Below are 24329 nucleotides of genomic sequence, written 5' to 3'. Positions count from 1 at the left end.
TTTATTTGTTTATCCCGCAATACGGAATTGTATGTTATTTATTTTTTTGAAAACTTCAGTTTTAAATCTTTCAATTGTCCGCTTACGCTTTCGTCAATTTGACGATCTCCAACTTTTAAAATATATCCGCCAACGATTTCCGAGTCAATTTTTCCTTTCAGAATCGGCTCCTTGCCAGTTATTTCTTTAGCCAGTTTCTCAAACGCCTTTTTCATATCAGCATCCAGCTCAAAGCTTGTAGTAACAGAAACCTCTGCCAATCCCTTTTTGATGTTATACAGATTAAGAAATTCTTCAGCGATATTCTCAAGAAATTTCTCCCTGTTTTTTCTAGTGATTATATCAAAGGCTTGCAGAGTGAGTTCATTCACTTTTCCGGAGAAGACCTTCTTCAGGATATCTGCCTTTTTTTGATGTGGGATGATTGGACTTTTAAGCATCAATGCAAAATCCCTGTTTTCCTCACAAACAGAGATGAAGGCCTCCATATCACCCTTTACATCATCTAAGACTTTCTTCTCTTCAGCCAATTCTATAATTGGTGTTGCATATCGAACCGCTATTCTGCCTACTGACATGCTTAGTTTACTTTAACTTCTTTGATAAATTTCTCAACTAGTGCTTTCTGAGACTTGTCGTCTGAAAGCTTTTCACGAAGCACTTTTTCTGCAATCTCTAATGAGAGCGAAGACACTAAATCTTTCACTTCCTTCAGGGCTGCTTTCTTCTCAACTCCAATTGCATCTCTAGCATCTTCAATCATTTTGGAGGTGATGTCAGACGTTTCGGATTTTGCCTTCTCAATAATATTGCTTGCTTCTTCTCGAGCTTCTTTTAAAATAGCATCTCTTTCAATTCTAGCTTCCTGAAGTAAGTATTCGTTATCCGCCTGGATTTGCTTCATCTCCTCCTGTGCATGCTCAGCCGCTCTTAGCGAATCCTCAATTTGGAATTCACGCGTCTTAAGTGCACTTAAGATTGGCCTCCATACGAATGCTCGGAGAATGAATAAGACAATCAAAAAAACGATCACCTGCCAAATGATCAATCCTATTTCGGGTGTAACTAGTGCCACGGTATATATTGTTTAATAATAAATGTCTTTTAAATAAAACCTGGCCATGCCACCTAATGTGGTCATAGCCAAGTTTGTTTTGGAAATTAATTTCCTGATCCAGCCAATAGTCCAACCACAACGCCGAATAGTGCCGCTCCCTCAATAAGGGCTGCTGCAATAATCATTGCTGTTTGGATTTTACCAGCTGCTTCTGGTTGTCTTGCAATACTCTCAGTCGCTCCTTTACCGATCAAACCGATACCAAGTCCTGCTCCTAGTACTGCTAAACCTGCTCCAATTGCTCCCATAATTATTTATTTATTTGTTAAAAATTGGTTCCAACTATTAATGGTGCTCCTCTACTGCCTGTCCAAAATACAAGGCCGAAAGAAGCGTAAATACATATGCCTGAAGTACTGCTACAAACAGCTCCAGCATATTCATCACTGTGGCAAAAAGCGCCCCAACAACTCCAATAGTTAAGCTTTCAAAAATGAAGGCCAAACTAATAATACTAAGGATCAAAATGTGACCTGCTGTGATGTTCGCAAAAAGTCGAATCATCAGTGAAAATGGCTTGGTGAATATTCCAATGATTTCCACCGGCCACAAAATGATATATAATAATAATTTACCGGCCCAAGGCATTGACTTACCCAGTGGATCCACAATGTGTAGCCAGTACGTTTTTCTTCCGGAAAAAAGTGTGATTAATAAAGTCATCACTGCGAGTGTAAGCGTCACAGAGATATTTCCCGTCATGTTTGCTGCTCCCGGCAATAGACCTAGCATGTTTCCAAACCAGATAAAGAAGAAAACAGTAAGCAAGAACGGCATGAATTTTTCGTATTTATGACCAATGTTTGCTTTCGCAATATCATCTCGCACAAAAATGATGATTGGCTCGAAGAATGACTGTATGCCTTTTGGTGCTTTCCCTACGTTCTTTTTATATCCTCTTGCAACAGCAGAGAATACTAAAATCAATATGAGTGCATCAATGAAGAGAAATAATACATTTTTTGTGATGGAGAGATCAAGTACGTGACCACCATTCTCTAAGGTAATGTGATCATGATCCATGATGTACCCATTGTAAGGAACAGTCTCATGATCCTCATTATAAAAGTTATGAGAAGAAAAAATATCCAATCCCTTCTCTTCTGAATAAACAATTACCGGAAGGTAAACGATAGCACCGTGTGTAATTTCCCAAATGTGCGAATCAGAAATGTGATGGTTAATTAATTCGCTTGGATCAAATTGTTCGTCTTCTCCATCTTTAGAACCACCACCGGCGAATACTAGTCCTGGTAAAACGAGCAATAAAATCGCTAAAAACTTATTGATTTTCAGAAAGTTAGATTGCCTCAAAATGGAGCCTTTTTTCATCAGATATTCGTTCGTTCCTCAATTTCGGCGCAAGTTAGTCAAAGCCTCAACTATTTCAAAGATCATGTAAACCAAATAGATACATATAAACTGTATTACAAGAGAAAATAAGTCTTCTTTGGTTAGAAAAAGTACCAGAATGAATACCATCGAAGAAAGTAGACGAATTACAATTTTTACAAGTGAGACTTGTACCTCCCATTCTTTTGGTACCCATTGATCAATTCGGAACAAGGCGGCTCCTTGTATTGCAAAGAATAGCACCATCAAATTCCAGGATTCATGTAACTGGAGGTCTTCGGACAAAAAGTTCAGTGACAGCAGAACGCCTGTTATCATTATGAGAGAAATCCATTTCTTCATTTTGAAAATTTAAGTAAGAGCCAAATTGTGCCGGCGAGCGACAAAAACACGCCAATGAGTATAAATACAGGACTACTTCCTATGAATTCATCTAAGTAGAAGCCCCCCAAAATTAAAATGAGGTTCATGACCACAAGCTCGAACGCTAGGCCATAAAACCTCATAAAAGATCTGTCCTCAACGGGTTTCTCCTGATTATCAGGCGTTGAGGATTTGCTGCTCTTTTTCTTCGGGCTTTCCAATTTTAATTTCTTTGCTTTTTACGCCCATTTTACATTTTCCATTGAAAGTAGCTCCGGATTCTACAAGTAGCTTATTTGTAATGATATCGCCATCAATGGTAGCTGTTGCTTTTAAAACCAGCTGTTCAGTTACTTCAATAGTTCCTGTAATGTGACCAGCTACTTCTGCGTTTTGTGCTAAAACACTTCCATCTACCTGAGATGAATGTCCAAAAGCAGCTTTGCTTTTAGTTTTGATATCACCAACGACTTTTCCTTCGACACGAATGTTTCCAAAAGTTTCAATACTTCCATTTACGATCGTGCCTTTCCCAATGATGTTACTTGAGTTACTCAACTCTTCTACTTCCTTTTGATTCTTATTTAACATAGCGTGATTTTAAAGTGCAATATACTCTTGTGGGTTTACAGGATTCCCATTATGCCATAATTCCAGATGCAAATGAGGTCCCGAGGTAAGCTCGCCTGTATTCCCGATAGTGGCCACTACTTCCCCAGCGGCTACAAAATTACCAACGTTTTTAAATAATTCCGAATTGTGCTTGTATACAGAAATTAAATTGCCCGGATGCTGAATTGCCAAAATATAGCCTCCATCCAGGGTCCAGGAAGACATAATCACCACACCATCGGCAACAGAACGAACCGGCTCATTCTCTTGCGCTACGATATCAACGCCATAATGATCAGCTTTCGGATTAAAGCCATCTGTGATGATCCCATCTAATGGACTGAAAAGATATATATCTCTTAATTCATACACATTTGAGGAAACTGCAATAGGCAATGCAGTGATATCAGCCAATTCTGAATCTTCAAATTCCGCCCTGAATTGTGAATCTACAGGCTGTAATGTCTCCGTTAATTCAGCTGGCTGTAAATCCGACTCTGGGCTCATTTCCACATTTTGATCAATTTCTTCGCCGGCAATGATTTTACGGATATTTTCAATGTAGATATTCTTATTATCTACTTCCTGTTCCAGTGAATCAATGGTCATTGATAGCTCTATAACTTGTCTATTTGCCACCATTTGTGCATGCCGGGGATCCAACCATTGCTCTAGGGCCACAGTTACCAGGTAAACCGACAAAGCCAATATTAGTAAGCCCACTGTAGCCAATACCAGAAAAAGTCTGGCGTAATTGAAACTAAATGTGGTCTTTTCCGCAAAATTTTCTTCATTGCGGATAATGAGTAAATATTTATTCGTTAACCAGTTGCTAAATGTCTTTCTTGCAGCCATAGATTGCAAATTAAGGCGACAAAGGTATGCAATCACCCCTTGTTTATCTTTACACCAAATTGAATTTGAGATCGTTATTAATCGAACCAGTCTAAATACATTTTGAGGAAATTCATATCCATATGTTTTATCACTGCTGTAGCAGGGTGTTCTCCTTACAAAAACAATCCTCTCAGCAACTCATTTCACGATCTAACGGCCCATTATAACGCTTATTTCATAGCTAATGAGCGCATTAAAGAAATAGAGCAGTCAATATTTGATGATCAGGAATGGAACTACAACAAGGTACTTCCTATTTATCCGCAATTCGATTCCACCAAGTCAGCATCGTTAAAAACTCAGATTGAAGATTGTATTCAGAAAGCATCCATCGCCATACAACGTCATCCCAACAGTAAATGGGAAGACGATAGCTACATTCTGGTTGGAAAAGCGCGTCATTATGCTATGGAATTTCCAGATGCTATTGAAACCTTTAAATATGTAAATACTCACAGTGAGGATGACAATGCAAGACATCATGCATTGACGGAGCTAATTAGAAGTTTTACAGAATTTGAAGCATATAAAAATGCGGTAGCTGTAACAGACTATTTAGCCAAGGAAAAGTTAAATAAAGAAAACCGGCGAAGACTTCATTTAAACACGGCCTATCTCTATCAAAAACAGGAAGATGAAAGTAAAATGGTAGGTAGCCTGGTGAAAGCCGAGGAATTACTGAATTCTTCAGATAAGGCACGTATCAACTTTATAATAGGACAAACCTTCCATAATCTGGGTTTTGAAAGCGAGGCTTTTCGTTATTACAAGAATGTACTAAAAAATAACCCTAACTACGAGCTGGAATTTTACGCCAAACTTTACATGGCTCAGGTTACCGAGTTAGCTGATCAAGGTGATTTAAAAAAGATACAGAAATATTTCAGAAACCTACTCAGAGATCCGAAAAACAAAGAATATAAAGATAAAATCTACTATGAACTGGCCGGTTTCGAGCTTAAAAATGGAAACATGGATGAAGCAATTTCCAATTATAAGCTTTCCATAAGAAGCAGCACAAACAATCAGCGCCAAAAGGCTTACTCATACCTGAGTCTTGGACGAATTTATTACGATTCAGTCAAAAATTTTGTCCTTGCAAAAAGCTACTATGACAGCACGGTAAATACCATGCCTAAGGATGAGGATAATTATGCGTCAATTAAGGAACGACAAGAGATTCTCGTTGATTTTGTAGAGCAAATAGTCACCATTCAGAAAAATGACAGCCTGCTTCATCTGGCCTCTTTACCGGAAGATTCGGTAATCGCCATGTTTAGTGCACAGATAGAGCTAGAAAGAAAGACCGAAAAGGAAAGAAAGAAGAAAGAAAAACAAGCTGCCATTAACAGAGCAAGAAACATTACACAAAGTGCCGGAGATAACCTGATCACTACCGCAAGTACAGGGTCTGTTTGGTACTTTAACAATGCAAACGCATTGAGCAGGGGCCGAAGTGAGTTTATAAGAAAATGGGGTGATAGAGCTCTAGAAGATAATTGGCGAAGAAAAAATAAAGCGCCAATAAATGGGCCGGAAGAAGAAATTATCTACACTGAAATATCAGAGTCTACTGGAGAAGAAAGTGAAGAAGAAATAAGTGTTGAAGATGAGGCACGCCAAATGATGGCTGATATTCCTCAAACTGAGGAACAAAAAGAAAAACTACTATCCGAAATAGAGGATGCGCTCTATAACCTTGGGAATATATATAACCTCCGTTTGGAAGAAGATAAGAATGCTGCTGAATCTTTTGAAAAATTATTGAGCAGATTTCCCAATACAGGGTATGAAGCTGAAGTGCTCTATCAATTATACCTATTATATAAAATTATTGATCCGGAACTATCTGTAAAAAGAGGGAATCAGCTGAAAGACAAATATCCTGAAACGATTTATGCGAAACTTGTTGATAATCCGAATTATAGAGAAGAGAGCTTTGCTATTAGTGAACAGCTAAAAAAACTATACAAAGAGCTTTATGGAAAATACAAAGAAGGGCGCTATGAGGAAGTGTTATTTTCAACGGATAGTGCGCTTGCACTGCATGATGAAAATGAATTTAGTGACAACATTGCACTACTGCGCGTTTTAGCAACTGGTCAAACAGAAGAAGATCACAAATACCAATTTGAACTTGGCGAGTTTATAAAAAAGTATCCCGAAAGTGAACTAAATAGTTATGCACAATCCTTACTAACTGCGTCAGAAACCTTTCAACAAAAACGATACAATAGTGCAAAGGCTCGATTTATTGAAGATTTTGATCAAAAGCATCTATTTGTGATCGTATATGATCTGGACTCTAAAATGACCGATGAGCTGCCAACCTTGATGAGTGAATACTTAGACGAGAAAAGCTTCAATAACCTCAAGATAGGAAACCTCATTTTGAGTGATGAAAAATCCATGCTCCTTGTAAACATTTTTCCGAGTAAGGGGACAGCCAACGTATTTTTGAAAAACTTTCAACAAGATATCAATCTACGAGACATATTTAAAGGTCAAAAATTCAATGATTTTGTTATAACAGAGGATAATTTTGACATATTCTACAGAACGAAAGATGTATCAGCATATCTTACATTTTTTGAAAAGCATTATAAATGAGGCAAAAGCTTATTAAATACACGATAAGGGCACTTTGGGTCCTGTTTTTTTTAGGATTTATTGGGGTACCATCTATCTTTATAATGGTAAAAAATGATGCTTTTGGATGGTTTGGCGGATTGCCCAGCTTGCAAGCACTAGAGCGTCCTGATCCTGATTTATCTTCCGAGTTAATAAGTGCAGATGGTATTTCATTAGGTAAATATTTCAGAAAAAACAGAACCCCTGTTACATATGATGAGCTTTCCCCTGAGCTTGTTAATACACTTCTTGTAACGGAAGATATACGTTTTAAGAATCATTCAGGCATAGACTTAAGAGGTCTTGCCCGTGCAGTGATTGGCAAGCTTACATTTTCATTTAAGGGAGGTGGTAGTACTATCACCATGCAGCTGGCAGAAAACCTGTTTAAAACAAACACTGCAGAACAGGGCAGCTTATATAAATCACGCACATTAGGTCAAATCATAACCAAGTTGAAAGAATGGATCATCGCTGTGCAACTCGAGAAATCTTATACCAAAGAAGAGATTCTTGCGATGTATTTGAATACTGTAGAGTTTGGGAGTAATTCTTATGGAATTAAAGTAGCAGCCAAGACATTCTTCAACAAACTTCCTTCTCAATTAAATTATCCTGAATCCGCTGTACTCGTTGGAGCAATCAATGCTCCGACCAGATGGAGTCCTGTACTTAATCCGGACAATGCACACAGAAAACGCACTGAAGTATTGTGGAACCTTCATAAATACAACCTGATCGACAGGGTTGGCTTTGATACCTTAAACAGAGATTCGATACAATTGAACTATAGGGTTGAAAATCAAAATGAAGGCCTAGCAACATATTTTAGAACTCAAGCCAAAAATTACCTGGTGAATTGGGCCATTGATAATGGATATGACCTTTTTGAAGATGGATTGAAAATTTATACCACCATCGATAGCCGTATGCAACAGTATGCTGAGGAAGCAGTAGCAGAGCACATGGATACGCTTCAACAGATTTTTAATGAGCATTGGAAAGGGGAAAACCCATGGATTGATGATAACAATAATGAGATTCCTGAATTTTTAGATAACGCTATCAAACGGACTGATGCTTACAAAAGCCTTCGATCCCGTTTTGGAAGTGAAACTGATTCCATAGAATTCTATCTTAATAAAAAGAAAAGGATGACAGTGTTTTCATGGGAAGGGGAAATCGATACAGTATTCAGCTCATACGATTCATTGAATTACTACAAACGCTTCCTGCAAGCCGGCTTTATGTCAATGGACCCAAAAACAGGCTTCATTAAAGCATGGGTAGGGGGAATCAACCATGAATATTTCAAGTTTGACCATGTAAAGCAAGGCAAAAGACAGCCCGGCTCTACTTTCAAGCCAATCGTTTACACAGCAGCTATTGACAATGGCTACTCACCATGCTTCCCTGTTGTAGATGCGCCAGTATCCTTTAGCCTTCCCGGTCAGGACCCTCCCACCTGGGTACCTCAAAACTCAAATGGAAGGTTTACTGGTGAAATCATGACCATCCGGCAGGCAATGGCTCAATCTGTAAATAGTATTACGGCCTGGATGATGAATAAAATCGGTCCTGCAACAGTGGTTGATTATGCAAAGCGACTAGGAATTGAAAGTAAGTTAGATGCAGTTCCATCGTTATGTTTAGGTGCCGGAGGAGATGTTTCTATTTATGAAATGGTAGGTGCCTACTCAACGTTCGTGAATAAAGGCACTTATATTAAACCCTATTTTATTTCAAGGATAGAGGATAAGAATGGAAATGTTATCCAGCAATTTGTTCCGGAAGAGCAAGAAGCAATTAATGAAGAAACTGCATACTTGATGCTTCATATGTTAAAAGGGGTTGTGGAAATGGGTACCGGTCGTGCGCTGGATTACTCTTTGAAGATTGATAATGAAATAGGAGCCAAAACCGGAACCACTCAAAACGCTTCTGATGGTTGGTTCATCGGTGCAACCAAAGACCTTGTATCAGGTGCATGGGTGGGCGGAGATGATCGCAGTATCCGTTTCAGAGAGTGGGTGCTAGGTCAAGGGGGTCGAACAGCACTTCCGATCTGGGAGAAATACATGCAAAAAATCTATTCTGATGAGACTTTAGGGTACCAAAAAGGATACTTTGAAAAACCAACATCACCTCTTAGGACGGTTATCGATTGCGAACTTTATGATGAGAACATAAACCCTTCTGATACTGTTGAATATGACGTAGTAGATGAAGATGACTTTATGTAATGCAATTCCACCGATATTCCAGAGAAGACTATTTACACTTGCCGGATAAACCCGGGGTTTATAAGTTTTACGGTGATACAGATACCATAATCTATGTTGGGAAAGCAAAAAATCTAAAGAAAAGAGTATCAAGTTACTTCACAAAAGCAAATCTCGATAGTCGTAAAACACACCGTCTAGTTTCTGAGATTAAGCATATTGAATTTGTAATTGTATCATCAGAATTTGATGCGCTACTTCTGGAGAATAACTTAATAAAGTCACATCAGCCTCGTTACAATATTCTATTAAAGGATGACAAAAGTTTTCCGAGTATCTGTGTAACTAATGAACGGTTTCCTAGAATCTATTCGACAAGAAGAATCGATCGTAAAAAAGGTGAATATTTCGGTCCATACACCAGTGTAAAAGCGATGAATGGAGTTATTGATCTTATTCGAAAACTTCACAAAATAAGAACCTGCAAGTACAATTTATCAGAGGAAAACATTCGAAAAAAGAAGTTCAAAGTATGCCTTGAATACCACATTGGTAACTGTATGGGACCATGTGAAGGTCTACAGACTGAAAAAGAATATCTTAAGGATATAGATGAAGCTAAAAAGATTTTAAAAGGTAAAATCGGAATTGTAGGTAAATCCTATACGTCCAAAATGAAGCTAGCAGCAGAAGAGCTGAAGTATGAATTGGCACAGGAATACAAAGAAAAACTTGACCTACTAGAAAAGTTCCAGTCAAAATCTCTAATTGTAAATCAGAAGATTACTAATACGGATGTATTTAGCATGACTGAGTCTGATAAAGGCAAATCACTTTATGTGAATTACATGAGAATAGAAGATGGAGCCATAGTAAACTCTGAAACAATAGAAGTCAAAAAGAAAATAGAAGAAGAAAACAGTGATGTGCTTAGGTTTTCAATCTTTGATTTAAGGAAAAAGTACAAGAGTGAAAATCCCTATATTTTAACCAATGTTCTTGTCGATGAATGGGAAGGAGTAGAAATTAGTGTCCCTAAAATAGGAGATAAGAAAAAGTTGGTAGATCTCTCCTTTAAGAATGCATTGTATTTTAAAAAGGAAAGACACTCACAAAAAAGCATTCAACCCAATGAAGCAATTCTTCAAACGCTTAAGGAGGACTTACAATTATCAGAATTGCCTAAACACATTGAATGTTTTGACAACTCAAACATACAGGGAACCAATCCAGTAGCTTCAATGGTCTGCTTTAAGAACGGCAAACCATCGAAAAAAGACTATAGAAAGTATAATATAAAAACAGTCGTAGGACCGGATGATTTTGCATCAATGAAGGAGGTTGTAGGGAGAAGATACAAGCACCTTATCAATGAAGACTTAGCACTTCCAAACCTGATAGTAATTGATGGTGGAAAAGGTCAACTTAGTGCAGCATGCAGTGCTCTAAAGGAACTGAACATTTACGGTCAAATTCCGATCATTGGCATTGCTAAAAGACTTGAGGAAATCTATTTCCCCGAAGATACTCTTCCGATACACATTAGCAAAAAATCAGTTTCACTTAAGCTGTTACAACATCTTAGAGATGAAGCACATAGGTTTGCCATCACATTTCATAGACAAAAGAGAAGTAAGGGATCGCTTATTTCAGGGCTTGATTTAATCAAAGGAATCGGACCTTCGACAAGGAGCAAATTGATGAATGAATTTGGGAGTGTAGAACGACTGAAACAGTCTTCCGAAAAGGATTTGATTGATTTGATCGGTCAATCAAAAACGGTAATCATTCAGGAGGCTATAAAAAAAGGGGATATTTAATCCCCTTTTTTCTTTACTTATAGTCTTTAATGCATCGACAACTGTTTCTATGCCAGTCACCAATAACACTGTGATATACTTCTTTCGATCCCTTTTGAACAGAAATTAATCCAGAGGTATTATCTGATTTTTTTTCAGCATCCCAATAATTTCCGCTTATACCTATATTCTTAAAAACTCTTCCTGGATCACCAAAGCCACCCAAAGTTAAGTCAAGACCACTCTCACCACCTTTCTGTAAGGCAATGCCAGCATTATGAATTCCTCCGTAAGTCTGAAAGAGTAGATTCCACTCACTGATGGTTGGTACATGCCATCCATCAGGGCAAGCTTCTTTTGCAGCCTGGAAAGTGTAAAGTCTACCAAAAGCTTCGCAATATGCAGGTTCGTTTTTATAACAGAATGAATCAGGAACCTCATAAGCAAGATTTTCTGCCATCCATGTTCTATTTACGATAACTCCCCCTTCTAATTCTATATCAACAGTAACGATTTTATAGGTTTTCCCATCTCTAGGATCAGTCAATTCACCAAATTCTTGAGCTGTAACTAGTGAGATACAACCAAAAGTTAATAATAGTAGGGAGAGTAAATATTTCATCTTCATTTTCAGGTCGATTAGGGTTAGGTATAAATCAAAATTAATATTCCCATAGCTCAGACTCGTACTCCATCAAGTCGTACTCATACTTTTGTTGAATTACAATCACACTCATCGGATCCTTTGCCATTTCATCTGCATATTGCTGTCTAATATCAAGGTTATCAGCATTTGATATCTTAATAATTGGAGCTCTAAACAATCGCAACTCAAATGCATCGCTCATATTTATGTGTTGCCCAGGATTTTGATTATTGTAGTACTTAGCTTTATCAGCATATGGCCCTCTAAACAAAGCAACTACATCATCATATCTAAAGTGAGCTACTTGTCTTTCAAATCCAGCAGGATTATAAAGTGATCCAGCATCTCTTGGTAGCGCCAAACTCACCGATCGTATATAATTATACATTCGTGATCTATTCCTATCAAAAATCACATCCTCTCTCAAATACAAGACATTGAATAAATCCGGTGGTATTGCCTCCTGTCTAGGTTCATCACTTTCCTCTACTGCTTCATCAGAGCTGGAATCGTCATCAAATGAATCGAAACCACCTGAATTGAAACCACCTCCTACAAATGGATTTTGCTCTCTTTCAACTGAAGTATTGGAAGTAAATATGATATCGGGCATGAAGTTTATACAAGAATCAGATCTATATGGTGTCAGTAAGCCTTCATCTACAGCTTCAATCAACAAACGGGAAATCTCTCCGTTTTTCGAGAAAAAAGGCTTATTTATCTTTTGCCCCATGTCCATTCGTCTCCAAACGGTTTTTCTGAACATGACTTGCGTTTCATCAACCTCTGGTTTCACCAAGGGTGCCAATTCTTCTTGCGCAAAACCTATGGATAGCGAAAGAACAAATACAATTACATAACCTAATTTTTTCATAACACTTTTTTTCTATCAATTATTTCAACGAAATATTTATGAATCGCTGAAATTTCTGAAAGTCTTCAACTTGCTTTCTAAAGTTTTGTCTCTGAACTTTTTTAATCTCAATTACTAACTGATCACCTTTACGTCCATTCATTCCTCTCAGACTAACCTTTTCCCCAGATCTTACAGAGCCTCTACCCAATCCGCCACTCACCAAAGTAATCTCTGCTTCGGCTACTCTGAATTTTGCATCATTAGGTAAGAATTGAGCAAAACTCTCATCAGGAATAGCTCTTAAGAACAATTCCGGTGTTCTTGCTGATATACCCTCTTTAAGATTAACCTCACCTGCACTAGTAAACACTTTAATATCTGGCGCAGGAATTCCTCTCACACTAAACTCTCTGGAACCGATCACGTTACCTCCAGAAGAAACTGTCAACGTGACTTTTTGCGATCGTGGAACAACAGTTACCTGACCCGTTTGCGAACCCTTTATCGCATCTCCGCCTTTTGCAGAGAATGAAGGGTTGTATGAAGTACCAAGAGCTGGAACCTGAACATCCAATGCATTTCCACAGTTGTAGTAAAGCGCATTAACCGACTGAGATTGGATTTGAATTACCGGTTTCACTACATAATACTCAATGGTATCAGTGAATGTGGTATCAGTACCACCGCCTTGAGGAACAGTAATTGAGGCAATAATTTCTTTCCTAGCATTACCCTCTTTATCATAATTGCCTGGTGTTGCGGTAAATTCAACTTTACCTACACCACCGACCACTGGAGCTTCCTCTCCATTGTAGGTCATTATAAGCTTATCATTCAAACCAGAAGCAGATGCTGCGATAAACATATCCGCTCTGTAAGGAGTGCCTGCTGCAACATATTTTGATTCAGGCATAATTACCGGCTTAATCTGATCAAACGTTATGTCTTTTAATCCAACTCGCTTTACAAGAAAATCTAAAGCTGAAGTTTCAAAAGCCAAAACATTGGCTTGAAATTCACTTACTGTAGCTAATCCAGCGTGAGTAGGCGAGTTTTCAAAGGCCAATTGAGACCATTTCTTACCTTTTTGATTTTCATCTTTACTGTAAATTGGATCTTCCTCAGCATCTAAAGCAATTTTATGATACTGCTTTAGCTTTGACTCATCTGCGCCATTTTTCTTTAAAAGCTCTTGAATGAACTCCGCGTATCCGTTAAGCATTTGTTTCATTTCCGCACCGTTTCCATCTCCTCCTTCTTCTACAGGCATCATGTAATTACCAACCTTATCGTAATCTGTTTTCCCATTGATAAACCTGCGATCTCCTTTGTGACCTTCCATATAGCCACCGGTTATCTCAACAAACTTCTCTTTATACTCCTCCATATCTGCCAGAAGCTTTGTTGTTTCAGCTCTTAGAGCTTCTGCATCTGCAACCACTTTCAAATCATCCGGCCGGTTACCTTTATCCTTAGCAGCAGATTTCATCCCAGCAATTGTTCGAGCATTACGTTCTGATGTTTCAGCATTTGCTCGCTCCAGACTTTCATTAATAAAGGCGAATTTATCTAAGACCGTAGAGCTAACATTTAGTGCTAACAATGCAGTAAGCACCAAATACATCATGCCGATCATTTTCTGCCGTGGTGTTTCTTTTCCTCCTGCCATAATTAATTTTTTTTAAGGATTATTGTTGGTTACTGCCTCTCATAGCAGTAAGCATATTACCGTATACTTTATTTAGAGCAGAAATGTTCGAAGTAAGCTTGTTAAGCTCAGCTTGAAACTGTGAAGTTTCTTTACCGGCTTCTGCCATACTTTCTAAAGCTCCACTTATATTAGAATAGAACTTATTAAGTGCTTTAGTGTGGCTTTGAGCATCCTTCAATTCCATTTCATAAACCGCATTCAATGCACCTAAACTCTTAGTTACATTTTGAACCTGGCTATGATATTCTTTTGTATCCTTAGTTGCATCAGCCATTCCAGACATTGCTTCCATCGCTTGTGCGTAGGATTTATTCATTTCTGAAAGCGACTTAGAGGCAGACTTTACATTGCCTGCGTACTCATTAGTAGCTACCGCTGCATCACTAAGATTTGACATCTTCTTAGCCGACTCAGCCATGTTTCGCATGCCGTCACCTAAGCTTTTAATTAACTCTGGTCCTACTTTAGCATCTGCTAACATTTTGTCCATTTGTGCCGAAGCTCCTGTTGCTTGTGGAACAGCTTTTCTTGGAGCTGCTGAAGGACCGTCATAGTCATCTGCAAGCTCTGGATAAACTTTTGCCCAATCCGGCTCAGCGTGCTTTGGCTCGAAAGCACTCAAAAAGAATATAACTGCTTCAGTAGTCAAACCAACTCCCAGCATAAGTGCTGCGCCTGGCATGTGAAGAATTTTAAACATCGCTCCCACGATTACAACTGCAGCTCCTATTCCATAGATCTTTGGCATTATAGTGGAATAGAGAAGCTCCTGAAATCCGCCTTTTTTGCTCATTTTTATAATATTTAGGTTAGTAATTTATTCGTTTGATTTTCTTAAAATTCGTATCCTGATGATCTACCAAGATAAGTCATTGCGCATCTAAACCCAATAGATGCTCTGGTGGTATCCTGATGCTCATATGAGCGAGTTCCTGTCTCAAGATAATATGCAATGTCTTTCCATGACCCACCTCTGATTACTTTGAACGGAATGTTGTCATCAAAATAAGTTGGGTTCAAATCCCATGTAAGTGGCATTGCTGAAGGGTTATACGCGTCTTCGCACCATTCAGCTACGTTTCCAGCCATATCATATAATCCATACTCGTTTGCAAAGTAGGTCCCAATAGGTGATGTATACGCATATCCATCATCGAAATAGTTACCTCTTCCTGGTTTGAAGTTTGCAAGCAAACAACCTTTAGCATTTCTTATGTAAGGATTCCCCCATGGATATTTAGCCATATCACGACCTCCTCTAGAAGCATACTCCCATTCAGCTTCTGATGGTAGCCTAAAGTTAGGCATTACAGGAAGTCCAACGCTCCTTCGATAGTCGTTCAAGTAGTTGGTTCTCCACTCACAGAAATATTTAGCAGCATTCCAGTCTACTCCAACCACAGGATAATCATCAAACGCCGGATGCGACCAGTAGTAAACTACAAGTGGATCTCCCATGTGATGAGTATAATCTCTAGTCCATACAGTCGTATCAGGCAGTAAGTCTGCAATAGAATAACCTGTAGGCAAATCTATTTCTGAGCTTTCCTGAAGATTCTGTGTAAACTGACGGTACTCATTATTGGTGATCTCTGTGTCATCCATAAAGAATGCACCAATAGTGACCTGTTTGTTGAAGTTGATTTGAGTTGCAGCCACATCTTCATCGGCCTGACCCATGTGAAACGTTCCGGAAGGCACTGACACCATACCATATGGTCTTGTCATTTCCCAACCGTATCTGTCGGGGGCACCTATAAGCTCCCCTCTATCACCCTGATCTCCGCCAAAAAGACCACAACCTGAAAGAATTATGGCGCAGCAGATGATAGCACAATTTGATATTGTTAAAACACGCATTTTATTCATAACACCTTTATTGAACATGCAAGTATGTAAAATAAACAAACTTTAGCAAGAATTATTGCACGATATTCGACCTAAATATATAATCATAATTCTATTTAGGACAAGTTTTGCTTTCAAAATTGGATGAAGCCTTTTTTTATTCTGACTAAAAAGTGAATCTAGGAGTTTTCACAGCCTTACGACCACCGAAGATTAAACCGGGCAGATTATACCTAATAAACACTTCATGAGATGTAGGTTGCTTAGCATCCTGATCTTTCACCACATAATCAAACGAATAACCCGCACGCAGTTTATTATTTTCCAAAAATGAATATCCTAATAAAACACTAATTGATTCAGCTCGTCGAAAAGCTAAGCCTCCCCACATTTTTTCCTGATATGTAAGAAGTGCACTCACATCGAATGTATAGGCATTTAAATCTGACCTTAATAAAACTGATGGACTAAATGTCAATTCTCGGGCTACTCCAATGGTTGTTCCTCCCATTAATGTGTAGCTCATGAGTGTTTTATTTGTGGCCTTAGCTCCAAAATCAAAAGATGGCTCCAATATGTTTTCGACCCCTGCACCAATGAAGTAATCCCTTTTGGACTGGAAAAAGAGGCTTGCATGTAGGTTTGGCCTAAACTGGGACTCACTTCCTGCCGGAATTGCATCGTCCCCTTGATCTACAGTTCGATAATTAGCATTTAGCGATGCAATATTTAGGGCAGGGGAAAGTCCTATAGCCAAATGACCAAAACTAAATTCTTTTCTTGCTGATACTGCAAAGCGTGCCTGAACCGCATTAAGGGGCCCGGTTTTATCATTGGATAATGAAAGCCCCAATCCTGAAAGCTTCCCTTCCATCGGCACCACAAACGACAATAACTGAGATGATGGCGCTCCTTGAGGGTCAAAAGATGCATCATAACCCGCCCACTGCGTTCTGTGATGCATCGCGACGAAAGCCTGATTGTCTGTGCCTATCCAAGCAGCATTATAATAGGAAGGGTTGAACATGTAATGATTAAAGAAATAATCATTTTGTGCAACACCTGAATGAGCTGCAATTAAAAGGGCTAAAAATGAATAAACCTTAAGGCTTGCTTTCATATTGTAAGTATAACTCTTACAATCTATATACCCTTATTTTGTTTAAATGTTATTCGCTTCCTTTATGTAGACCTCAAGAGCTCCTGTCATAGAAGGTGCATTTGGTAAAGGAGCTTGTATATCAAGTATTAAGTCTGCATCCCTTACTGCTTTTGACGTAGTAGGTCCAAATGCAGCAATCCTCGTATTGTTCTGTTTGAAATCCGGGAAATTATGCAGTAGTGATTCTATACCTGAAGGACTAAAGAAGGCAATAATGTCATAAGTAACATCATCTAAATCCGACAAGTCAGATGCCACTGTACGATATATGGTTGCCTCAGACCAAGTGTATCCATTTTCATTAAGAAAATCAGGAATATGATCTGTTCTGATATTGGAGCATGGGAAGATGAACTTTTCATCTTTATGCTTTTTAATCACATTTAATAAATCCGCAGCTGTTCGCTCTCCGGTGAAAATTTTTCGCTTTCTAATTACAATGTATTTCTGTAAGTAATTTGCTGTTGTCTCAGAGATACAGAAATATTTCATATCTGTGGGTATCTCTATTTTACTCTCTGTAGCCAACCGGAAAAAATGATCAATCGCGTTTCTGCTTGTAAAAATTACAGCAGTGTGGTCAAGGATGTTTACTTTCTGCTTTCTGAACTCTTTTATATCGACTGGGTCGATTTCAATGAACTGCCGGAAGTCAATTTTCAAATTGTACTTTTCCGCTAATTTGTGATAGGGTGAATTAGGATCCGAAGGCTCAGGTTGAGATACCAATATACTCTTCACTTCCTTTAATCGTTCTTTATTCATTACTAAAAGATCGTCAGTGGCGCTCATGTACTTCTCAGCTTTATATGATTATTTATAGAATAACCCTATCATAATAATGGCAGGGATGATTTCCGTGGCACAAAGGTAGGAAATAATCATAAGTTTTTTGCGTGGTGAATTATTAACAAATTTTAAAGTGAACCAAATGATGAACAGAATCAAGACTAAGGGAAACACTATCATCAGACTTGGCGAAACCCATTCGCCTATTGTTTCACCAAATAGAAAATCCAAGAATAAAAAAATCAAGATGGGAATAAGGAGCAGTGTTTGAAAATTTATAAAGTCGAATAATTGATAATTTTTCAATCCTTTAAAATTAAAAAGCCCGGCAATTACTGAAATGATCACCCACTTAATCAAAATCAGGCCAAATACCATCGCTGACAATTTTATCCACTCCCATAAAAAGAATAGCAAACTGATTGGCTTTTCGAACAAGTTTAACTCCAATGCGAAGTTGAAATAGAAAAGCACGAAAGATAATGCCAGCGAGTAAAATGCTACAAGGTTTAAACTTGGACCACTAAAAAAACTGGTATTGACAAATTCATAGGCGCTGATTTTGAAAGTAAACGCCTTTCCTTTCAGATAAGAAACTCTTGTAGGAAAACCAACCAAAAAGATTCCGAGAACAATCGTTAGAAGGATCCATCCCAGAATTACAAATTCTCTTAAAACATTCCTGGCTTCTCTCGGGTCAGCACTGTCTTCTTTAACGATTTTGAGATCTTCAAATATCACCAGTTCACACTTTAAATCCACTAGCTCATTCTTGGAACTTAGCGAAACATACAGTGTGTCATTGCTGTCATTCTTCAGCCATTCGCTCAGTCTAATAAATTCGCAATTTTCAATAATTTCAAACAACCGGCCATTTATCCAGATGGCTAATGGTTCCGGATTGCAAATTCTTATGTGCCCCTCGTTTCGCCCTGTAATAAAAAAGCCTGCCTGATTGACCTGATCCAGTGAAGTCACCGGGGATAAATCTCCATTCTGTTTCGTTTCCACCAGGACCTTGGTGAAGTCTGTGACTACAATTGTGTCTTGCTGGGCAAAAGCTACAAGTGCAAATGAGATTAATAAAAAATTTAGGAATACTCTCATTTAAAAACGTGCGATATATCCGAAGTGTGCTTTCATGGTTGAAAAAGAAATTGGTTGGGATTTCGAATCTCCAACAGCAAACGCAAAACTAAATTGACCGGACGAGGTAACAAGACTAAATCCAAGGCCTAAACCGAATGGCTGATCTGAAAATTGTGATCTTCTGTAAAAAAGTTGGTCATAGAACACAAAAGCGTAGCTTCTGTCCTCAAAAAATGATCTGAACTCCATCCTGCTTAATAAATAGCTACTTGCAAAAATTGATTTTTCATTAAACCCTCTCAATGTACTTAAACCGCCCAACCGATAAAGTTCATTTCTAAGCAAATCATCATTAGATAAAAAACCTGCGCGCAAGGAATGAAAAAAGGTTTGCCTTTTCAAAACCTTTAGTTGATAGGAGGCATGACTTTCTATTCGATAGAAGTCTGTATTCAATTGAATTGAATCATAATACGTATCAGGGAGGCTTACATTTTTTTCAACTTTTTTTCTTCCTCCTCCTAAGGACAGACTCCAAACATAATCAGCGGTGTAAGCTTCCAACTTATTAGGATTACCTTCAATGAGCATGATCTGTGAGACATTTCTGGTAAAATCTGCCAGTCCTTCTATTTCAGCTATATCGGTCGACAGTAATGTTCCATTTGTTTGCTCGTACTCAAAGAAGAGTTCCAATGTTGGTGAGATATACGTATTTATTCCAATCCCCGCTAAGCGCGTAAGGAATGTGGTGTCCTGCTTTAGGATATTTAGCCTAAAAGAAGGAGAGATCCTGGAACCAAAAATGAAAGGGTGCTTGTAGTTGATATCCAAGGTTTGAGATTGCTCAGAAAATCGCTCCCATGCAAACCTCAACTTCTTTCCCGATCTAAACAGATTTTGAATGTCCAGGTTGATATTACCAACAAAGGATGTATTTCCTGCACCAGACTGTTGCAGACCCAAAACACCCTGAAAAGTATTCGAAGTGTTTTCTGAAATATCCAGAAATACTTTTGCCTGCTTGGCACGAAAGGATAAATCAGGGGGTCTATTGATCTGGAGAAAAGCGGCTCTTTCAATTTTCCTGGAAATATTTTGATAACTGCGCTCACTGAACGGCTCACCCGGTACAATATCTAAAAGCTCATAGATGTAGGAGTGATTTGTTTTGACAGGGTTAAAAAAATAGGCCGAGTCGTATATGATTTTAGGACCAGGCTTTACAACTACGCTTCCATAGAGTTTTTCATTTCTTATCCTCAGCGAGTCTAGTGATATGGTAGCAAATGGATACCCATTATTTAGATAGCTTTTTAACTCTTTGGATAATTGCTGCTGAAGCTGCCTGCCCTTAGCATCGGACATGGAGGATTTAAATCTTTCTCCTTTATGAAGGTAGACATTCGTATGTCCATCATTATTTAAAATAGAATCAACCCCTGAAAAAAAATATCCCTGATTGATCCACTGCAATTGAAGCTGATTGAGGTAGGAAGAAAGCGCCAAAGAGTCAGCAAACTCCAACGCATCCTGAGGGTTAGAGTCGATGTAAACCTGTGATTTGATCTGTGCATGAGTAGCACTTGCGTATACAAATACAACGAGAATTAAGATTCTTTGCATTGGTCTTTGCAATTTAGCCCAAATCATGGCTGGCATCTATATCCATATTCCATTTTGCAGGCAAGCATGTCACTATTGTGACTTCCATTTTAGCACTAATCTCAAAAATCAAGAGGAAATGGTAAATGCCATTGCCAAAGAAATTGAGGACAGGAAGTTATATGTCAAAGAGGACGTAAGCACCATCTACTTTGGTGGAGGCACCCCTTCGCTTTTGACCCCAGAGCAACTAAATAAATTATTGACGGCTATCAACGAGCACTTCAGTATAACCGATAATGTAGAGGTCACCCTGGAAGCCAACCCGGAGGATCTAACAAAAGACCACTCGCAAGCAATTTTTGATTTGGGAATAAATCGTTTGAGTCTGGGGATGCAAACTTTTGATGATGAGAAATTAAACTGGATGAACCGGATTCATTCTGCAAATGAAAGCATCAACGCGTATGAAAATGCCCGAAGTGTAGGCTTTGCCAATATTTCACTGGACTTAATCTATGCCATTCCGGATCATAGTAGAAAAAGGTGGCACAAAGATTTACAATCTATCGTTGCACTTGATCCTGAACACATCTCGCTATACGGCCTGACAATTGAAGATAAGACTGTATTTGGTAAATGGGAGCGAGATAAAAAACTCGTTCAGGTGCCGGACGATGAAGCTGCTGAGCAGTACTTATTTGCCATTGATTTTTTGAAAGAAAATGGATTCACTCAATACGAGGTTTCAAATTTCGGTAAAGAAGGATTTCACTCCAGGCACAACAATGCTTACTGGTCAGGAGCTCCATACCTTGGTGTAGGTCCGGGTGCTCACTCTTTTGACGGGGCAAACATACGTAGCTTTAATGTCAGAAATAATGCCAAGTACCTGAAGGCTGTCGAAGCGAATGCTGAACACTGGGAAGAAGAGGTTCTATCTTCGGCACAGCGAATCAACGAGCAAATTCTAACCGGATTGAGGACTAGAAATGGAATTGATTTATTGGCTATAGAGCAACAATCCGGAATGGACATACATAGGAAACATCAAACTTTTCTTAACGAAATGAACAGCCTGGGACTGATTGAAATATCCGATCAAAATCTAATACTTAAAGCAAAGGGGTTTTTGGTTGCGGATGAAATAGCGCTTCGATTATTTGTCCCGGAATAATGAAGGCATTGCTTCAAAATCTAGGGATAATCGGCGATAAGCTCTACTTTTGAAATTCAAATGGATACAACCACTAAAAAGGCGCTTTTACTTCTAAAATCACTCATCTTTCACTACCACGGCCTGGATGACGAAGAGCGAGATATGCTGGAAAAAGCAGCAGATTCTATGAAAGCTCAGGAAGAGATGGAATGGGCCAATAAGTTTATTGCTGAGGACTACCTATCAGCTTTTGAGCGCTCCAGGGAATTTCTTTCAAAGATCTTCACTAAAATGAATGAGCCTGATCGCATCAAATACCTCATGGAAGTATGGGAAGAAACCCATAAGAAAGGATATGTGACCGAAATGGAAACCACCGCTATTCTTACACTTTCACAAGACTGGCATGTAGAAAAACAGTTTTTAGAAGAGGTGAAGGATTAGTGGGCCTTCCCTTTCTCACTCATTCATCAATAATAAAGGCAATTTGGTTTTTTTTTATAAACTCATCATCTCTCGAAATCTCGCCGACTGCCTTCGACTCACTTCGATTTTTTCCCCTCCTTTTAATTGTACCAGCAAACCGCCATTGAACCAGGTGTCAATGGATTCAACCCAGCCAAGGTTGATTATGTGTTTTCTACTGGCTCTAAAAAAATGACGATCGTCCAATCGCTCGTCCAGCGCATTCAATGATTTATGAATCATCGGCTTGAACTTATCAAAATATACTTTGATGTAGTTTCCATCCGATTCAAATAGTCGAACATCCTCTAGTTTCACAAACCAGCATTTGTCGCCATCTTTTACAAAGACCTGATCTTTGCTGCTGAGCTTTTGGTCCTTTGATGGGTTTTTAGCTGCCTTAATCGTTACTTTATTCAGACTTTCAGTTAGTCTTTCCGGCTGGATTGGCTTCAACAGATAGTCCAGTGCATTATAGTCAAAGGCTTTCAGTGCAAACTCGTCGTATGCCGTGGTAAATATCACCTGAGGTACTTTCTCCATTTCCTCCAACATTTCAAAACCTGTTTTCCCGGGCATTTGAATATCAAGAAATACTACATCCGGATCATGTTTTTCTATTTTCTCTACCGCCTCATCGGGGTTGGCTGCTTCATCTACCACCTCGATTTCAGGATGGCTTGCCAAAAGAGACATTAGTTCTTTTCGTGCCAATCGTTCATCATCTACAATAATCGCTTTCATAGTCTTTTCAGTAGGTTTAAGTTACGCCTTTTAATCCACATCCCGCATGGATCGATCCAGTGAAGGAATAGTAATGGAAGTAAGTACTGTGTTTTTGTTCTCGTTTTTAATTTCAAACTTGGCTGCATCGCCAAAGATAAGTTCCAGTCGCTTTCGGGTATTGGCTAAACCAAAGCCACTGTCTTTATCAGGGACATTGGACAACTGCCCCGTATTACGGATTTGTAAACAAAGTTGTTTTCTTTTAATGGTCGTCTTTATGCTAATTTCTCCTCCGTGTTTGAGATTGGAGATGCCGTGTTTGATCCCGTTTTCTACTAAAGTCTGAAGCATGAGGGGTGGAATCATGTATTTTCCCGAATTCCGATCTATGTCAAATTTTGTAGTCAATCGTTCTTCATATCGAATGGATTCCAGTGCCAAATAATCCATCACTGTTTTAAGTTCTTCCATAAACGGAATAAGCTTTTTTCGATCGCTAATCAGCGAATTTCTCAGGATGTGAGATAGCTGAGTAATGGATTCTTTGGATTTTCGAGGGTTTTCATCTACCAGTGCGCGAATGCTATTGAGTGCATTGAAAATGAAGTGAGGGTTCAGCTGTGCCTTGAGATTATTGAGTTCTACTTCTCTGGCAGCTGTTTCTGCTTTCAACGACTTGTTATATCGCTCTACATAATGAAAGGTGAAATAAAAGATGGTCCAAATAAAGTAAATGACCCAATAGCCCAACGTATTGATCAAAACAGTCAAAAACATCAGGTCTTGTCTTGAAATACTCCCAGTGAAAGACTCAATCACCAGCAGGTATCCATAATTTAACCAGCTCAGCAAGAACGTTCCGATCAGAAGGCGAGGAATTAAAAAACTAAGGCGCAAATTCAGCCACCCTCTTTTTAAAATGACTGCTCTCAAAAAATGAGTGGTTGCAATGAAGTACACCACCTGATACAATACACCCAGTGCCTGTGACGGATCAAATCGGTTGGCGATGGTATAAAGAAATATTTGAATGAACCCATAAATGCCCCACCCTAAAATCTGACACAGCCAATATATTTTCTGTTTGGTCATCCGGCGATAAAGCTACTCAAGGGTATGAATAATTCTTTGAAACTTTTCATGGGCGAATGCATCAGTTGATAAATGGTTTTAACAAAACGTTAACTACTCCGCTGGTGTAATTAAGGAGATTTAACAAACCTGAGGAATTATTCAACGTAAAAAAGGCCAGGACTAAACTCAAAATAAAAAGACTAAT

At 38.7% G+C, this 24329-nt stretch carries 24 protein-coding genes; 5 read left to right on the top strand and 19 right to left on the bottom strand.

Going from position 1 to position 24329, the window contains the following annotated elements; all coding sequences use genetic code 11:
* Nucleotides 1-38: 38 nt before the first annotated feature.
* From atpH to ACQK2H_RS02995, 8 genes are all read right to left on the bottom strand, one after another.
* The gene (gene atpH, locus ACQK2H_RS03030; RefSeq protein ID WP_425389996.1) at nucleotides 39-578 is read right to left on the bottom strand and encodes an ATP synthase F1 subunit delta; all 540 of its coding nucleotides are present in this window, start codon (nucleotides 576-578) and stop codon (nucleotides 39-41) included.
* A gap of 2 nt (nucleotides 579-580) precedes the next feature.
* Nucleotides 581-1075 carry a F0F1 ATP synthase subunit B gene (atpF, locus tag ACQK2H_RS03025; protein WP_425389995.1) on the bottom strand — a complete coding sequence of 165 codons (495 nt, stop codon included), beginning with the start codon at nucleotides 1073-1075 and terminating at the stop codon, nucleotides 581-583.
* Between the two features lie 86 nt (nucleotides 1076-1161).
* Nucleotides 1162-1365 (bottom strand): ATP synthase F0 subunit C, encoded by a 204-nt coding sequence (gene atpE, locus ACQK2H_RS03020; protein ID WP_370088894.1) that lies wholly within the window; start codon nucleotides 1363-1365, stop codon nucleotides 1162-1164.
* A gap of 37 nt (nucleotides 1366-1402) precedes the next feature.
* Nucleotides 1403-2449 carry a F0F1 ATP synthase subunit A gene (gene atpB / locus ACQK2H_RS03015; protein ID WP_425389994.1) on the bottom strand — a complete coding sequence of 349 codons (1047 nt, stop codon included), beginning with the start codon at nucleotides 2447-2449 and terminating at the stop codon, nucleotides 1403-1405.
* An 18-nt stretch (nucleotides 2450-2467) separates the two neighbouring features.
* Entirely contained in the window at nucleotides 2468-2812 is a 345-nt protein-coding gene (locus ACQK2H_RS03010) for a hypothetical protein (RefSeq protein ID WP_425389993.1), read from the bottom strand.
* Entirely contained in the window at nucleotides 2809-2976 is a 168-nt protein-coding gene (locus tag ACQK2H_RS03005) for an AtpZ/AtpI family protein (protein ID WP_425389992.1), read from the bottom strand. The genes ACQK2H_RS03010 and ACQK2H_RS03005 overlap by 4 nt, the downstream gene beginning before the upstream one ends.
* Nucleotides 2977-3010: 34 nt before the next feature.
* Nucleotides 3011-3424, bottom strand: a complete 414-nt coding sequence (locus ACQK2H_RS03000) for a bactofilin family protein (RefSeq protein ID WP_425389991.1) — start codon at nucleotides 3422-3424, stop codon at nucleotides 3011-3013.
* A gap of 9 nt (nucleotides 3425-3433) precedes the next feature.
* Complete coding sequence (locus ACQK2H_RS02995; RefSeq protein ID WP_425389990.1) at nucleotides 3434-4300, bottom strand: M23 family metallopeptidase; 867 nt, start codon at nucleotides 4298-4300, stop codon at nucleotides 3434-3436.
* A gap of 102 nt (nucleotides 4301-4402) precedes the next feature.
* Here ACQK2H_RS02995 and ACQK2H_RS02990 point away from each other — a divergent pair, with 102 nt between their 5' ends.
* The 3 genes from ACQK2H_RS02990 to uvrC are packed head-to-tail and all read left to right on the top strand — an operon-like array spanning nucleotide 4403 to nucleotide 11015.
* A complete protein-coding gene (locus ACQK2H_RS02990; protein WP_425389989.1) occupies nucleotides 4403-6952 on the top strand; it encodes a tetratricopeptide repeat protein in 2550 nt (849 codons plus the stop codon).
* Entirely contained in the window at nucleotides 6949-9216 is a 2268-nt protein-coding gene (locus ACQK2H_RS02985; protein ID WP_425389988.1) for a penicillin-binding protein 1A, read from the top strand. The genes ACQK2H_RS02990 and ACQK2H_RS02985 overlap by 4 nt, the downstream gene beginning before the upstream one ends.
* A complete protein-coding gene (gene uvrC / locus ACQK2H_RS02980) occupies nucleotides 9216-11015 on the top strand; it encodes an excinuclease ABC subunit UvrC (RefSeq protein WP_425389987.1) in 1800 nt (599 codons plus the stop codon). Before ACQK2H_RS02985 ends, uvrC begins: the two co-directional genes overlap by 1 nt.
* Before the next feature lie 13 nt (nucleotides 11016-11028).
* Here uvrC and ACQK2H_RS02975 read toward each other — a convergent pair whose 3' ends face one another.
* From ACQK2H_RS02975 to ACQK2H_RS02935, 9 genes are all read right to left on the bottom strand, one after another.
* Nucleotides 11029-11616, bottom strand: coding sequence for an FISUMP domain-containing protein (locus tag ACQK2H_RS02975; RefSeq protein ID WP_425389986.1), 588 nt, complete (start codon nucleotides 11614-11616; stop codon nucleotides 11029-11031).
* Between the two features lie 40 nt (nucleotides 11617-11656).
* Nucleotides 11657-12514, bottom strand: a complete 858-nt coding sequence (gene gldN / locus ACQK2H_RS02970; RefSeq protein ID WP_425389985.1) for a gliding motility protein GldN — start codon at nucleotides 12512-12514, stop codon at nucleotides 11657-11659.
* Nucleotides 12515-12533: 19 nt separating this feature from the next.
* A complete protein-coding gene (gene gldM, locus ACQK2H_RS02965; RefSeq protein ID WP_425389984.1) occupies nucleotides 12534-14165 on the bottom strand; it encodes a gliding motility protein GldM in 1632 nt (543 codons plus the stop codon).
* 19 nt (nucleotides 14166-14184) lie between these two features.
* Complete coding sequence (gldL, locus tag ACQK2H_RS02960) at nucleotides 14185-15000, bottom strand: gliding motility protein GldL (protein ID WP_425389983.1); 816 nt, start codon at nucleotides 14998-15000, stop codon at nucleotides 14185-14187.
* Nucleotides 15001-15041: 41 nt separating this feature from the next.
* A complete protein-coding gene (locus ACQK2H_RS02955; RefSeq protein WP_425393120.1) occupies nucleotides 15042-16076 on the bottom strand; it encodes an SUMF1/EgtB/PvdO family nonheme iron enzyme in 1035 nt (344 codons plus the stop codon).
* A 145-nt stretch (nucleotides 16077-16221) separates the two neighbouring features.
* Nucleotides 16222-17175 (bottom strand): PorP/SprF family type IX secretion system membrane protein, encoded by a 954-nt coding sequence (locus tag ACQK2H_RS02950; protein WP_425389982.1) that lies wholly within the window; start codon nucleotides 17173-17175, stop codon nucleotides 16222-16224.
* A 42-nt stretch (nucleotides 17176-17217) separates the two neighbouring features.
* Nucleotides 17218-18009 carry a uroporphyrinogen-III synthase gene (locus ACQK2H_RS02945; RefSeq protein WP_425389981.1) on the bottom strand — a complete coding sequence of 264 codons (792 nt, stop codon included), beginning with the start codon at nucleotides 18007-18009 and terminating at the stop codon, nucleotides 17218-17220.
* A 21-nt stretch (nucleotides 18010-18030) separates the two neighbouring features.
* Nucleotides 18031-19113 carry a DUF4271 domain-containing protein gene (locus ACQK2H_RS02940; protein WP_425389980.1) on the bottom strand — a complete coding sequence of 361 codons (1083 nt, stop codon included), beginning with the start codon at nucleotides 19111-19113 and terminating at the stop codon, nucleotides 18031-18033.
* Entirely contained in the window at nucleotides 19114-20721 is a 1608-nt protein-coding gene (locus tag ACQK2H_RS02935; RefSeq protein WP_425389979.1) for a hypothetical protein, read from the bottom strand.
* A 25-nt stretch (nucleotides 20722-20746) separates the two neighbouring features.
* Here ACQK2H_RS02935 and hemW point away from each other — a divergent pair, with 25 nt between their 5' ends.
* Both hemW and ACQK2H_RS02925 read left to right on the top strand, forming a co-directional pair.
* Nucleotides 20747-21877, top strand: a complete 1131-nt coding sequence (gene hemW / locus ACQK2H_RS02930) for a radical SAM family heme chaperone HemW (RefSeq protein WP_425389978.1) — start codon at nucleotides 20747-20749, stop codon at nucleotides 21875-21877.
* A 60-nt stretch (nucleotides 21878-21937) separates the two neighbouring features.
* Nucleotides 21938-22303 carry a hypothetical protein gene (locus ACQK2H_RS02925; RefSeq protein ID WP_425389977.1) on the top strand — a complete coding sequence of 122 codons (366 nt, stop codon included), beginning with the start codon at nucleotides 21938-21940 and terminating at the stop codon, nucleotides 22301-22303.
* A 54-nt stretch (nucleotides 22304-22357) separates the two neighbouring features.
* Here the strand turns inward: ACQK2H_RS02925 and ACQK2H_RS02920 are convergent, their stop codons facing one another.
* Together ACQK2H_RS02920 and ACQK2H_RS02915 are read right to left on the bottom strand one after the other, a co-directional pair.
* Nucleotides 22358-23068 carry a LytR/AlgR family response regulator transcription factor gene (locus ACQK2H_RS02920; protein WP_425389976.1) on the bottom strand — a complete coding sequence of 237 codons (711 nt, stop codon included), beginning with the start codon at nucleotides 23066-23068 and terminating at the stop codon, nucleotides 22358-22360.
* A 30-nt stretch (nucleotides 23069-23098) separates the two neighbouring features.
* Entirely contained in the window at nucleotides 23099-24142 is a 1044-nt protein-coding gene (locus ACQK2H_RS02915) for a sensor histidine kinase (protein WP_425389975.1), read from the bottom strand.
* Nucleotides 24143-24329 lie beyond the last annotated feature (187 nt).

It is taken from the genome of Ekhidna sp., assembly GCF_965228795.1.
Lineage (GTDB): Bacteria > Bacteroidota > Bacteroidia > Cytophagales > Cyclobacteriaceae > Ekhidna.
This window is presented reverse-complemented; position numbering and strand designations above follow the sequence as displayed.